General features: G+C 60.5%; 9 protein-coding genes. 5 read left to right on the forward strand and 4 right to left on the reverse strand.

The annotated features are described in order from the left end of the window. Positions 1-5: 5 nt before the first annotated feature. The 3 genes from AD665_RS10580 to uvrD form a co-directional block, all read right to left on the reverse strand. Positions 6-413, reverse strand: a complete 408-nt coding sequence (locus AD665_RS10580) for an SMI1/KNR4 family protein (protein ID WP_003187120.1) — start codon at positions 411-413, stop codon at positions 6-8. Between the two features lie 140 nt (positions 414-553). Beyond that, the gene (locus AD665_RS10585) at positions 554-1,426 is read right to left on the reverse strand and encodes a Tim44 domain-containing protein (protein ID WP_024777832.1); all 873 of its coding nucleotides are present in this window, start codon (positions 1,424-1,426) and stop codon (positions 554-556) included. Between the two features lie 320 nt (positions 1,427-1,746). Further along, the gene (gene uvrD / locus AD665_RS10590) at positions 1,747-3,930 is read right to left on the reverse strand and encodes a DNA helicase II (protein WP_024777833.1); all 2,184 of its coding nucleotides are present in this window, start codon (positions 3,928-3,930) and stop codon (positions 1,747-1,749) included. Positions 3,931-4,183: 253 nt separating this feature from the next. Here uvrD and AD665_RS10595 point away from each other — a divergent pair, with 253 nt between their 5' ends. From AD665_RS10595 to AD665_RS10605, 3 genes are all read left to right on the forward strand, one after another. Next, positions 4,184-7,057, forward strand: coding sequence for a putative bifunctional diguanylate cyclase/phosphodiesterase (locus AD665_RS10595; protein WP_024777834.1), 2,874 nt, complete (start codon positions 4,184-4,186; stop codon positions 7,055-7,057). 140 nt (positions 7,058-7,197) lie between these two features. Beyond that, entirely contained in the window at positions 7,198-8,064 is an 867-nt protein-coding gene (hexR, locus tag AD665_RS10600) for a transcriptional regulator HexR (RefSeq protein WP_003187110.1), read from the forward strand. Positions 8,065-8,197: 133 nt separating this feature from the next. After that, positions 8,198-8,407 carry a PA3496 family putative envelope integrity protein gene (locus AD665_RS10605; RefSeq protein ID WP_024777835.1) on the forward strand — a complete coding sequence of 70 codons (210 nt, stop codon included), beginning with the start codon at positions 8,198-8,200 and terminating at the stop codon, positions 8,405-8,407. Here AD665_RS10605 and AD665_RS10610 read toward each other — a convergent pair. Continuing rightward, positions 8,349-9,311, reverse strand: a complete 963-nt coding sequence (locus AD665_RS10610) for a LysR family transcriptional regulator (protein WP_024777836.1) — start codon at positions 9,309-9,311, stop codon at positions 8,349-8,351. The genes AD665_RS10605 and AD665_RS10610 overlap by 59 nt on opposite strands. A 187-nt stretch (positions 9,312-9,498) precedes the next feature. Between AD665_RS10610 and AD665_RS10615 the strand changes: the two genes are divergently transcribed. Together AD665_RS10615 and oadA are read left to right on the forward strand one after the other, a co-directional pair. Next, positions 9,499-10,914 (forward strand): acetyl-CoA carboxylase biotin carboxylase subunit, encoded by a 1,416-nt coding sequence (locus AD665_RS10615; protein WP_024777837.1) that lies wholly within the window; start codon positions 9,499-9,501, stop codon positions 10,912-10,914. A gap of 12 nt (positions 10,915-10,926) precedes the next feature. Further along, positions 10,927-12,741: a sodium-extruding oxaloacetate decarboxylase subunit alpha gene (gene oadA, locus AD665_RS10620; protein WP_024777838.1), complete on the forward strand. Its 1,815-nt coding sequence runs from the start codon at positions 10,927-10,929 to the stop codon at positions 12,739-12,741. Positions 12,742-12,807: the final 66 nt, after the last annotated feature.

Below are 12,807 nucleotides of genomic sequence, written 5' to 3' on the forward strand. Positions count from 1 at the left end.
GCTGATCAGCTTTCCAGCCAGACGTCCCGTGCCCAGTGCCAGACAGACTCCCAGGTTTCTTCGGCAATCAATTCTTCTTCGGCTTGCCAGAGCACCACGGTACCGTCCTCTTCGACGCAATAATAATCGTCGCCGTCCTGGCAGATCGGAATCAGGCTGCGGTCGACGCCGGCGTCCCAGGCGTTGGCAGCCACATCCGGCAGGTAGGTGTGGGATTGTGGGTCGGTAACGGTGACCGGCTCCAGGCTGCCGTAGACAACATCGCTGACGGTCAGCAAAAACTCCCTGAAGACGAACGGGATGTCGATGAACAGTTGCTCTTCGATCTCTACCAGCAAGTCTTCGTCGGGCAACTCCAGTGGAACCGGTACCGGTTCGTTGGCTTCACGCAATTGTTCGATGATTTCTTCCACGTCCGGGTGTCCTCTTTCTCGATGGCGCGGTTTTACATGAGGCGGTTTATACAGTAGCGCGCCATAGATGCAACCGCGAAATAGAAAACCCCGGCTTGAGCCGGGGTTCTCTTATTTCAACACGCGAAACGCGTAAAGGTTCAACCGTTCTGGCGAATACCTGCCACCAGCCAAGGCTGGTTTTCGCCATGGGCACGCTCCATGTTCCAGCTTTCGCTGAACGCTTCGCCCTGGTCGAAGCGGGAGTCCTTCGACACACCGCTGAAGGTCAGGGTGGCGATGGTCTTGTCGGTACGATCATCAACACCGTCCAACTGCACCTGAAGGTTGTCGATGTAGGTGGATTGATAGCCATCACCCAGGTCGGCACGCTCGCGCTTGAGGAACTCCAGCAGTTGCGGGGTCACGAACTCGGCGATCTTGTCCATTTCGTTCGCGTCCCAATGCTGCTGCAGGGAGTGGAAGTGGGTGCGCGCGGCCTCGACGAAGTTCGTTTCATTGAACCAGGCGGGGGCATTGATCACCGGACGGGCGGCCACGGGTGCCGAACCGCCGAAAATCGAGCCGCCGGCAGGTTGCTGGTTGAATGTTTCACGTTGCATAGGCGCATGACCGGCCGGAGCGTATTGCTCCTGCTGCTTGCGACGACGGGCGGCAATGAAGCGGAAAACCAGGAAGGCAATGACCCCCAGGATCAGGATGTCGAAGATCTGCATGCCCTGGAAGCCGCCACCCATGAACATGGAGGCAAGCAGGCCGCCGGCGGCGATACCGGCCAGGGGGCCGAGCCAGCGTGAAGCACCGCCGGCCCTGGTGGCGGCTCCCGCGGCACCGGCCGCGCCTGCGGTGGCGGCAGTCGGACCGGCTGCGGAGGACGGCGCCATCTGACTGGTCTGGTGAGTCGGGGCCGCGCCCGCACTTTTACCCCCGCCAAAGCGCTTGGCGGCATTGGCGTCGATGGCCATCGTCAGGCCAATGCACAGCGCCATGGCGATGCTCAGAAAACGTTTCATATAAAGGCATTCCCATTTGTGAGTAGCACGCGCGCCATGTTGCACAGGTGAACTGTTGCTGGCTAGCGACAGAGTGTTTCGGGCTTTTGCGTGACAGCTTAGGTTCAGCTTCAGCTTCGCAAGAGGGCCTGTTCGCTTTGGGCTGTAGGAAAGGTGGACAAGTTCTATCGGAATGGAGAAGGGGACTCTCTGTGGGAGCGAGCCTGCTCGCGATGGTAGGGTGTCAGTCAACATCGATGTTGTCTGATTCACCGCCATCGCGAGCAAGCTCGCTCCCACACAACGTTTCGAGCAATCCTTCTAGGCTTTTCGTACAGAGCCTAAATCGCCTCGAGCTTGGCGTATCCCAGCATCAGCCATTTACTGCCTTCGCTGAAATTCACCTGCACCCGGGCCTGGGCGCCGGCGCCTTCGAAATTGAGGATCACGCCATCGCCGAACACCGAGTGCCGAACGGTCTGGCCGAGACTGAAGCCGGTCTCCGGGATGTCGCTGCCGCCGAAAAGGCTGCTGGTGCCATTTTGCTGGCTGCCACCGAACGGACGACTGACACTGTTGGACAGGCGCACTTCCTGGATCAGGCCTTTCGGTACTTCACGTACGAAACGTGACACCTTGTTGTAGGTTTCGCTGCCGTACAAACGTCGGGTTTCGGCGTAGGTCAGCACCAGATTCTGCATTGCACGGGTTATGCCGACATAGGCCAGGCGGCGCTCCTCTTCCAGGCGCCCCGGTTCTTCCAGGCTCATCTTGTGGGGGAACAGGCCTTCTTCCATGCCCACCAGAAACACGTAGGGGAACTCCAGGCCCTTGGCGCTGTGAAGGGTCATCAACTGGATGCTGTCTTCGTGCTCCTCGGCCTGGGTATCGCCGGCCTCCAGGGAGGCGTGGCCGAGGAAGGCCGCCAGGGGCGACAGGTCCGCGTCTTCTTCGGTGTTCTCGAAGTTGCGGGCGGCGCTGACCAGTTCCTCGAGGTTTTCTACCCGGGCCTGGCCTTTCTCGCCTTTCTCCGCTTCGTGATAGGCAATCAGGCCGGACTGCTCGATGACGGTCTGGGTCATCAAGTGCAGCGGCATTTCTGCGCATTTGGCGGCCAGGTCCTCGATGAGGTCCATGAAAGCCTTCAGAGCGCCCGCGGCACGACCGGTCACGCCCTTATTGGTCACCAGAAGACGCATGGATTCCCACATGGACACATGGCTGTGACGCGCATGATCGCGGATAGCTTCGACGGTTTTCTCGCCGATGCCCCGGGTCGGTACGTTGATCACCCGCTCCAGGGCTGCGTCGTTGCCGCGACCTTCGAGCAGGCGCAGGTAGGCCATGGCGTTCTTGATTTCGGCGCGCTCGAAGAAGCGCTGGCCGCCATAGATGCGATACGGGATCCGCTCGCGCAAGAGCGCTTCTTCCAATACTCGCGACTGGGCGTTGGAGCGATACAGGATGGCGATGTCGCTGCGGGCCAGGCCGGTTTTCAGCGCGCTCTCGATGGTTTCCACTACGTAGCGGGCTTCATCGTGTTCGTTGAAGGCTGCATAGAGATTGATGGCTTCGCCTTCGCCGCCATCAGTCCACAGCTCCTTGCCCAGACGCCCGGTGTTGTTGGCGATCAGGGCGTTGGCGGCCTTGAGGATACCCGCGGTGGAGCGGTAATTCTGTTCCAGGCGGATAACCTCGGCGTCAGGAAAATCCGCCGAGTACTGATGAATGTTCTCGATTTTGGCGCCGCGCCAGCCATAGATCGACTGATCGTCGTCACCCACCACCATCAGGCTGTCGCCGCCTTTGGCCAGCAGGCGCAACCAGGCGTATTGAACGGCGTTTGTATCCTGGAACTCGTCCACCAGTACATGCCGGAAGCGCTTCTGGTAGTGCTCAAGCAGCCCCGGATGATCACGCCAAAGATCCAGTGCCCGCAGCAGCAGTTCGGAAAAATCGATGACCCCGGCGCGCTGGCACGCGGCCTCGTAGGCTTCGTAGATGCTGCGCATGGTCGCCAGGAACAGGTCACCGCTGGCCTGGATGTGTTGTGGGCGCAGACCTTCATCCTTCTGGCCATTGATGAACCATTGGGCCTGGCGGGCGGGCCAGCGCTGCTCGTCCAGCCCCAGCTCGCGGATCACCCGCTTGACCAGTCGCTGCTGGTCGTCGCTGTCCAGGATCTGGAAGGTCTGGCTCAGGCCGGCCTCCTGCCAATGGGCGCGCAACAGGCGGTGCGCCAGGCCGTGGAACGTACCGACCCACATACCGGCCGGGTTGATACCCATCAACTGTTCGATGCGGTGGCGCATCTCGGCAGCGGCCTTGTTGGTGAAGGTCACCGACAGGATCGAATGGGGCGAGGCGTTCTCGACCTGGATCAACCAGGCGATACGGTGCACCAGCACCCGGGTTTTACCGGAACCGGCACCGGCCAGGACCAACTGTCGACCCACGGAGGCGGCTACGGCCTGGCGTTGGGCATCGTTGAGGGAGTTCAGCAGAAGGGAGAGATCATCGCGCATCGGCGCATTCTAGGGTGCGGCGGCACCCCGGGCAAACCAAGCTTTATCTCAGCCGATAAAAAACCGATTGGGATGACCGGTCAGTCATGGGTGCAAGCGGCGGCAAAACACGCTTGAAGGGGCTGTCGTCCAATGAAATGGCGACATTTTTAGACATTTTTGTGAGGGGGAGCAGTGTGTGATGGCCTCTGGCTTGTGTATGCTCGGTGCTCGTTTCGGGTTCTCCGTGCCCCCAAGAACAAGAACAGTGCCTATGACCCTCAATTCCGATCTGGCGGGCCCCTGTGTGGAACCGCGGGTCATCTGCAAGCAGTACGCCACGGAGATGGCTGTAGAGCGTACACGGTTGCTGTACCAGGGCTCGCTGCTGCCCACGTTGTTCATGCTGGTCAACGGCCTGGTCTGCGCAGCCCTGTTGTGGGAGCCGTCACGCTATTTCCTGGTCAGCGTATGGCTGGTCTGGCTGTTGTCGCTGGTGGCGCTACGGGTGATACAGGTCGCGGCCTTCGATTCGGCGATCCCCAGCCGCCAGGCGCACCCGATCTGGTTGCGCATGTTCCTGCTCGGTTCGGCGATGACTGGCTTGACGCTGGCCGGGGCCGGCATCGCCCTGGTCCCGGCCGACAGCTTCCAGCAACAGGCCTGGGTGTTCGGTCTGATCGGCGCGGCCACCCTGTCAGCCAGTGTTGCCTATGCCGTGAGCCTCCCGGCCTTTTTGTCCTTCACCTTGCCCTGCCTGTTGCCGGCCATCGGCTTCCTCTTCTGGGGCGGTGACGAACAACAGCGCGGATGGGGTTGGCTCGGCCTGGTGGTGCTGGTGTCCCTGAGCGTGGTGGCCTGGCAGGTCAATCGACTGATGCAAAGCGGCATGCTGCGACGGTTCCAGAATCAGGCGCTGATCGAGCATCTGCAACAGACGCAAATCCGTAGTGCTGAACTTAACGGGGCCCTGGGACGGGAGGTTGAGCAGCGTCGTCTCGCCGAGGAACAACTGCGTGCGGCCCAAGTGAGTCTCGAGGCGCGGGTCGCACAGCGCAGCCTTGAACTGCAGGTGGCCAGTCAAGCCTTGAGCAAGAGCGAGGCGCGTCTGGCCCTGGCCCTCAAGGCCAGTGAGTTGGGATTATGGGACTGGAACCTGCAGACCGATGAAGTCCATCACACCCAGCTCAAGGAACTGCTGGGCCTGGAGCCGGAATACATCACGGCAATGCTCAGCCATCTCACGCCACGCCTGCACCCTCAAGATCTGCCGGCGCTCAAGCGCGCCCTGGTTGAACACCTCAAGGGTCGTAGCGAGGACTACCAGATCGAATATCGCATCCGTCACGGTGATGGCCACTGGGTCTGGCTCGAAGATCGAGGTCGGGCCGTGGAGCGCAGCGCCAGCGGCCGGGTCCTGCGCATGGTTGGCACCCGAAGAAACATCAGTGTCAGTAAAGAGCTGGAACAGCAGCGGCAACTGGCGGCTACGGTATTTGAGGCCGCCAGCGAAGGCATCGTGATCTTCGATCCTCACTATGCGCTGCTCGCCGCCAACCAGGCATTCACCCGGATTACCGGTTTCAACATCGCGGACATGCTGGGGCGCAACGTCGTCGATCTGCCGTGCAGCCGCGATGCGCGCCGGCACTATCCGGTTATTCGCCAGGCACTCAGGCAGCAAGGTACCTGGCAGGGTGAGCTGGTGGAGGCGCGGGCCAGTGGCGAGTTGTATCCGCAGTGGCTGCAATTGAGTATCGTGAGGGATTCTCGAGGAAACGTCAGTCATATTGTAGGCTTTTTCGCCGATCTATCGGCCAGGCGCGAGTCCGAAGAGCGGATGCGCTACCTCACCCATTACGATGAGCTGACCGGACTGGCGAATCGCTCGCTGTTCCGCGAACGCCTGCAGGAAGCGCAGCAGCGGGTGCGCCAGGGCGGGCGCCGCAGCCTGGCCTTGCTGCACATCGACCTGGACCGCTTCAAACTGCTCAATGACAGCCTCGGCCATGACATTGCCGACCAGTTGTTGCAGAAGATGGCCCGGCGCCTGATCAATGCTCTGCCGGAAGCCAACACCATCGCCCGGTTATCCGGCGATGAGTTCGCGGTGCTGTTCGATGCCTATGGCAATCTTTCAAGCCTGGCGCGCATGGCAACCCGTTTGTCCGCCAAGTTGCGTTTGCCGCAGACCATTGAAGGTCACGAGTTGGTGGTCAGCGCATCCATCGGTATCAGTCTGCTGCCTGACAACGCACGGGAAGTTTCCACCCTGGTCAGCCAGGCGAACATGGCCATGCAACATGCCAAGCACCTGGGGGGCAATAACTTCCAGTTCTACACCGACAGCCTCCAGGCCAGTACGCTGGAGCGTCTGCAAATGGAGAACCAGCTGCGCAAGGCCCTGGAAGAGCACCAGCTGAAGGTCTTCTATCAGCCCAAGTTGTGTCTGGCGAGCGGTCGTCTGAACGCGGCGGAAGCGCTGGTGCGCTGGGACCATCCGGCGATGGGTCGGGTACCGCCGGGGCATTTCATCGGCCTCGCCGAGGAGACAGGACTGATAGGGCCCATTGGCGAGTTCGTGCTGCGCCAGGCCTGTTGGCAGGCGTGCGAATGGCAGCGCCAGGGGCTTGCACCGATCCGGGTGTCCGTGAATCTGTCGGTCCATCAGTTGCGCCAGGGCAAGCTTGTCAGCCTCGTGCGCCAAGTGCTGGAAGAAACCGGCCTGGCTCCCGAATACCTGGAACTGGAGCTTACCGAGAGCCAGTTGCTCGACAGCGTCGAGCACATCATCGCCACCTTCCAACAGTTGCGCGACCTTGGGGTCAAGCTGGCGATCGACGACTTCGGCACCGGTTATTCGTCCCTGAGTTACCTCAAGCGTATTCCGGTGGATTACGTGAAGATCGACCAGGCGTTCATTCGTGGGCTGGAGGAGGGCGGCGAGGACGCGGCGATCACCCGGGCGATCATTGCCATGGCCCATGGACTATCGCTCAAGGTGGTGGCCGAGGGCGTTGAGCGGCAGGGGCAACTCGAATTCCTGAAAACCGAGCATTGCGACGAAGTCCAGGGCTACCTCATCAGCCGCCCCGTGGAGGCCGAGGGTCTGGCCGCCTTGTTACAGGCTAATGAAGACTGTTTATAGCGCCGGACTGCTACATGGCGTGCATGCGGTATGAAATCTGGATATCGAGTTACGTAATGGACGGGCAAAAAGGCATTTCCTGTAGTATAACTACAAACTTGCTACATCCCGGCCACCACCAATAACAAGAGTCCAGCCCCTTGAACCTGTTGCAACACATCGCCCAGTCACGCCACCTGCTGCGCAAATCGGAACTGAAAGTCGCCGATCACGTACTGCTTGATCCTGCGGCCGTGATGCACAGTTCCATGGCCGATCTTGCCCACAGTGTCGGCATCAGCGAACCGACCATCGTGCGCTTCTGTCGTGCCATCGGTTGCTCCGGTTTCCAGGACCTGAAACTCAAGCTGGCGCAGAGCCTGGCGGCCGGCGCGAGCTTCGGCCAGTTTGCGATCCATGAAGACGACTCGGTCGCCGACTACAGCCTGAAGATCTTCGACACCACCCTGCACACCCTCATGGAGGTTCGCGAGAAGCTCGACCCGGTGGCGCTGCAGAAAGCGGTCACGGCCATGTCCCAGGCCCAGCGTGTCGAGTTCTACGGCTTTGGCGCATCGGGCGCGGTGGCGGCGGATGCGCAGCACAAGTTCTTCCGGCTGTTGCTCACGGCGGCCGCCTATTCCGATCCGCACATGCAGGCCATGTCCGCGGTGACCCTCAAGCCCACCGATGTGGCGATCTGCATTTCCCAGTCGGGGCGTTCCAAGGATCTATTGATCACCGCCAATCTGGTTCGTGAAAGTGGCGCCTCGCTGATTACCCTCTGTCCGAGCCAGACACCATTGGCCGAACTCTCGACGGTGAACCTGGCCATCGACGTGCACGAAGACACCGAGATATACACCCCGCTGACCTCGCGCATCGCTCACCTGGTGGTGATCGATGTGCTGGCGATGGGCGTTGCCATGGCTCGCGGCCCCAGCCTGGTCAACCACCTCAAGAGCGTCAAGCGCAGCCTTCGCAGCTTGCGGCTGTCGCCCAAGTCGGTGAAGGCGTTGGATGATTGAAGCTGCAAACTACGATCCTGAAGCCACACAGGCCACTGGTAGCAACATTCATCGTTCTGTAACTCCCGCGTTGCCAAACCGTCATCCCGTGCCTGCATCGTAAAGCTCCCGTATACGTCTTGGGAGTCTCGACATGACCCAGTCCTACGAAGAACGCAGCGCCGTCAAAACCCGTCGTCAACAGGAAGACCAGCGCCGCATGGCGTTTCGTCGTGCGATCGAAGACCGTTATGAGCAGCGCCAGCTCCTGGCGGAAATCAGCGAGTATCCCGACGTCACAGAATTCAATTACTGGCAGGCGACGCCGGCGGCTTCCCGTCGAAACGCTCAACCAGGCCAATGATCTGAGCGCGCTCGCCGCGCACAAACGCCAGGAAGGCGTGGGCCACCGGTGACAATCGTTTAGCCCTGGCCTGTACCAGGCACCAGCTGCGGTACAGCGGCAGTTCCTCGACCGGCAACTCGATGAGTGCGCCGGATGACAGCTCCCGGCTCGCGGCGTGGCGCGTCAACAACGCCACGCCCAGGCCCGCTACCACGCATTCGCGTTGGGCTTCCGCTGACGCCACCTCCAATGTCTGGGTGAAATGCACCCGTTTCTCCTTGAAATATTCCTCGCAGGCCAGCCGCGTGCCCGATCCCGGCTCCCGCAGCAACAACGTGTACGGCTCCAGATCCTGCAAGCGCAGTGGGCCCATGTGACACAAGGGGTGATCCGGCGGCGCCACGGCCACGATCGGATTGTTGAGAAAGGGCAGGAACTCCAATCCCATGTCCTGAGGCACCATGGACATGATCACCAAATCGTCCCGGTTATCCGAGAGGCGACGGATCACCTGTCCGCGATTGACTACTGTGAGGCTCAGATTGACCTCCGGGTGCTGGCGCCTGAACGCGGCAAACAGGTGCGGCACGAAGTATTTGGCGCTGGACTCCACCGCCAGCTTCAGTTGACCTTGCAACGAGCCCTGCATATCCGAGAGTTGCATATCGAGGTTTTCCAAGCGTCCGAAAATGTCCCGGCTGGCGCGTTGCAGGGCTTCGGCGGCTTCGGTCATGTAGAGCTTTTTGCCAACATACTCAAACAGCGGTTGCCCAATCAGCTCTTCCAGGGATCGAATCTGTAGGCTGACGGCCGGCTGCGTGAGAGACATTTCGTCGGCTGCGCGGCTGTAGGACCTCAAGTCGCACACCTCATTGAAAATCTGTAACTGACGCAATGTCATACGCATCAATGACTTACGCATTTTTTAGTCACCCTGCTCCGAAACGGATACTCCAACTATAAGTCTTCACTTATGCCTATCCCAATAAATATTCATTTTTGTTAATCAACGACCGGGACTAGTGTGGTGCTGCGACCGATTGTTACATCTGGTCACGCGTCGGCCTGAACCTCAGGCCGTGGTATCACCGGCTCAAGGGAACCTCCAATTGATAAAAAAGATCTTGATCGCCAACCGTGGTGAGATTGCCGTCCGCATCGTGCGCGCCTGCGCCGAGATGGGCATTCGCTCGGTCGCGGTCTATTCCGACGCTGATCGCCATGCCCTGCATGTCAAGCGCGCGGACGAGGCCCACAGCATCGGAGCTGACCCGCTGGCCGGCTACCTCAATCCGCGCAAATTGGTGAACCTGGCAGTCGAAACAGGCTGCGATGCCTTGCATCCTGGTTATGGCTTTCTCTCAGAAAACGCCGAACTGGCGGACATCTGCGCCGAACGCGGAATCAAATTCATTGGTCCTGCGGCGGAAGTCATTCGCCGCATGGGCGACAAGACCGAAGCGCGCCGCAGCATGATCAAGGCCGGTGTGCCGGTTACACCGGGTACCGAAGGCAACGTGTCGGGCATCGAGGAGGCCTTGGCCGAGGGCGACCGGATCGGTTACCCGGTGATGCTCAAGGCCACCTCCGGCGGCGGCGGCCGGGGTATCCGGCGCTGCAACAGCCGTGAAGAACTGGAACAGGCGTTCCCGCGGGTCATTTCCGAGGCCACCAAGGCGTTCGGTTCGGCGGAAGTGTTCCTGGAAAAGTGCATCGTCAATCCCAAGCACATCGAAGCGCAGATCCTGGGTGACAGTTTCGGCAACGTGGTGCATCTGTTCGAACGGGACTGCTCGATCCAGCGGCGCAACCAGAAGCTGATCGAAATCGCCCCCAGCCCGCAACTGACGCCCGAGCAGCGTGCCTATATCGGCGACCTGTCGGTGCGCGCCGCCAAAGCCGTGGGCTATGAGAACGCCGGCACCGTGGAGTTCCTGCTCGCCGAGGGCGAGGTGTACTTCATGGAAATGAACACTCGGGTGCAGGTGGAACACACCATCACCGAAGAAATCACCGGTATCGATATTGTTCGCGAACAGATCCGCATTGCGTCCGGCCTGCCGCTGTCGGTCAAGCAGGAAGACATCCAGCACCGTGGCTTTGCCTTGCAGTTCCGGATCAACGCCGAGGACCCGAAGAACAACTTCCTGCCCAGCTTCGGCAAGATCACCCGCTACTACGCCCCTGGCGGCCCCGGCGTGCGCACCGATACGGCGATCTACACCGGTTACACCATCCCGCCGTTCTACGATTCGATGTGCCTGAAACTGGTGGTCTGGGCGCTGACCTGGGAAGAAGCCATGGACCGAGGCCTGCGCGCCCTGGATGACATGCGCCTGCAGGGGGTCAAGACCACTGCTGCGTACTACCAGGAAATCCTGCGCAACCCGGAATTCCGGAGCGGCCAGTTCAATACCAGCTTCGTCGAAAGCCACCCTGAACTGACCAACTACTCGATCAAGCGCAAACCCGAAGAGCTGGCCCTGGCCATCGCCGCCGCCATCGCCGCCCACGCAGGCCTGTAAGGAAGTATGACCATGTCCAAGAAGATCTTTGTTACCGACACAATCCTGCGCGACGCCCACCAATCGCTGCTCGCCACCCGCATGCGCACCGAAGACATGCTGCCCATCTGCGACAAGCTCGACAAAGTCGGCTATTGGTCGCTGGAAGTCTGGGGCGGCGCGACGTTCGACGCCTGCGTGCGTTTCCTGAAAGAAGACCCATGGGAGCGCCTGCGCCAGCTGCGCGCCGCGCTGCCCAACACCCGTCTGCAAATGTTGCTGCGCGGCCAGAACCTGTTGGGCTATCGCCATTACAGCGATGATGTGGTCAAGGCGTTCGTGGCCAAGGCCGCGGTCAACGGCATCGATGTTTTCCGCATTTTCGATGCGATGAACGATGTACGTAACCTTCGCGTGGCCATCGAGGCGGTGAAGGCTGCCGGCAAGCATGCCCAGGGCACCATCGCCTACACCACCAGTCCGGTGCACACCATCGACGCTTTCGTGACCCAGGCCAAACAGATGGAAGCCATGGGTTGCGATTCGGTGGCAATCAAGGACATGGCCGGTTTGCTGACCCCGTATGCCACTGGCGAACTGGTAAAAGCCTTGAAGGCCGAGCAATCGTTGCCGGTGTTCATCCACTCCCATGACACCGCCGGCCTGGCCGCGATGTGCCAGCTCAAGGCTGTCGAGAACGGCGCGGACCACATCGACACCGCCATCTCCAGCTTTGCCTGGGGCACCAGCCACCCTGGCACCGAATCGATGGTTGCGGCTCTCAAGGGCAGCGAGTTCGACACTGGCCTGGACCTGGAATTGCTGCAGGAAATCGGCCTGTACTTCTATGCGGTGCGCAAGAAGTATCACCAGTTCGAAAGCCAGTTCACGGCGGTGGATACCCGTGTCCAGGTCAACCAGGTACCCGGCGGGATGATCTCCAACCTGGCCAACCAGTTGAAAGAACAGGGCGCGCTGAACCGCATGAACGAAGTGCTGGCGGAAATTCCGCGGGTGCGCGAAGACCTCGGCTTCCCGCCATTGGTCACGCCGACCTCGCAGATCGTCGGTACCCAGGCCTTTTTCAACGTATTGGCCGGCGAGCGCTACAAGACCATCACCAACGAAGTGAAGCTGTATCTGCAAGGTGGTTACGGCAAGGCTCCGGGCGAAGTGAACGAGAAGCTGCGTCGCCAGGCTATCGGTAGCGAAGACGTGATCGACGTGCGTCCGGCCGATCTGCTCAAGCCGGAAATGACCAAGCTGCGCGGCGAAATCGGTGCTCTGGCCAAATCCGAAGAGGACGTACTGACCTATGCCATGTTCCCGGATATCGGGCGCAAATTCCTGGAAGAGCGCGAAGCCGGCACTCTGACCCCGGAAGTGCTGCTGCCGATCCCTGAGGCAGGCAGCGTGAGTTCGCCGGGCGGCGAGGGTGTACCGACCGAGTTCGTTATTGACGTTCACGGCGAAACCTACCGCGTCGACATCACCGGCGTCGGCGTCAAGGCCGAAGGCAAGCGTCACTTCTACCTGTCCATTGATGGCATGCCGGAAGAAGTAGTGTTCGAACCGCTCAATGAGTTTGTCGGCGGTGGCGGCAGCAAGCGCAAGCAAGCGTCTGAACCTGGCCACGTCAGCACCACCATGCCGGGCAACATCGTCGATGTGCTGGTCAAGGAAGGCGATGTGGTGAAGGCCGGTCAAGCCGTGCTGATCACCGAAGCCATGAAGATGGAGACCGAAGTGCAGGCGGCCATCGCCGGCAAGGTCACCGCCATTCATGTGGCCAAGGGCGACCGGGTCAATCCGGGCGAGATCCTGATCCTGATCGAGATCGAAGGCTGAATTAACAGTCTCGATACAACGCTTTAACCTCGGGGGGGCATGTGCTCCCCTTTTTTTGTGCGCAAA

This window comes from Pseudomonas corrugata, assembly GCF_001269905.1.
GTDB classification, from domain to species: domain Bacteria; phylum Pseudomonadota; class Gammaproteobacteria; order Pseudomonadales; family Pseudomonadaceae; genus Aquipseudomonas; species Aquipseudomonas corrugata.

What these genes read in the sequence shown, in the direction of transcription:
- AD665_RS10585 (WP_024777832.1), bottom strand. Translation starts at nt 1,426, where the DNA reads ATGAAACGTTTTCTGAGCATCGCCATGGCGCTGTGCATTGGCCTGACG.
- uvrD (WP_024777833.1), bottom strand. Translation starts at nt 3,930, where the DNA reads ATGCGCGATGATCTCTCCCTTCTGCTGAACTCCCTCAACGATGCCCAA.
- AD665_RS10595 (WP_024777834.1), top strand. Translation starts at nt 4,184, where the DNA reads ATGACCCTCAATTCCGATCTGGCGGGCCCCTGTGTGGAACCGCGGGTC.
- AD665_RS10605 (WP_024777835.1), top strand. Translation starts at nt 8,198, where the DNA reads ATGACCCAGTCCTACGAAGAACGCAGCGCCGTCAAAACCCGTCGTCAA.
- AD665_RS10610 (WP_024777836.1), bottom strand. Translation starts at nt 9,311, where the DNA reads ATGCGTAAGTCATTGATGCGTATGACATTGCGTCAGTTACAGATTTTC.
- oadA (WP_024777838.1), top strand. Translation starts at nt 10,927, where the DNA reads ATGTCCAAGAAGATCTTTGTTACCGACACAATCCTGCGCGACGCCCAC.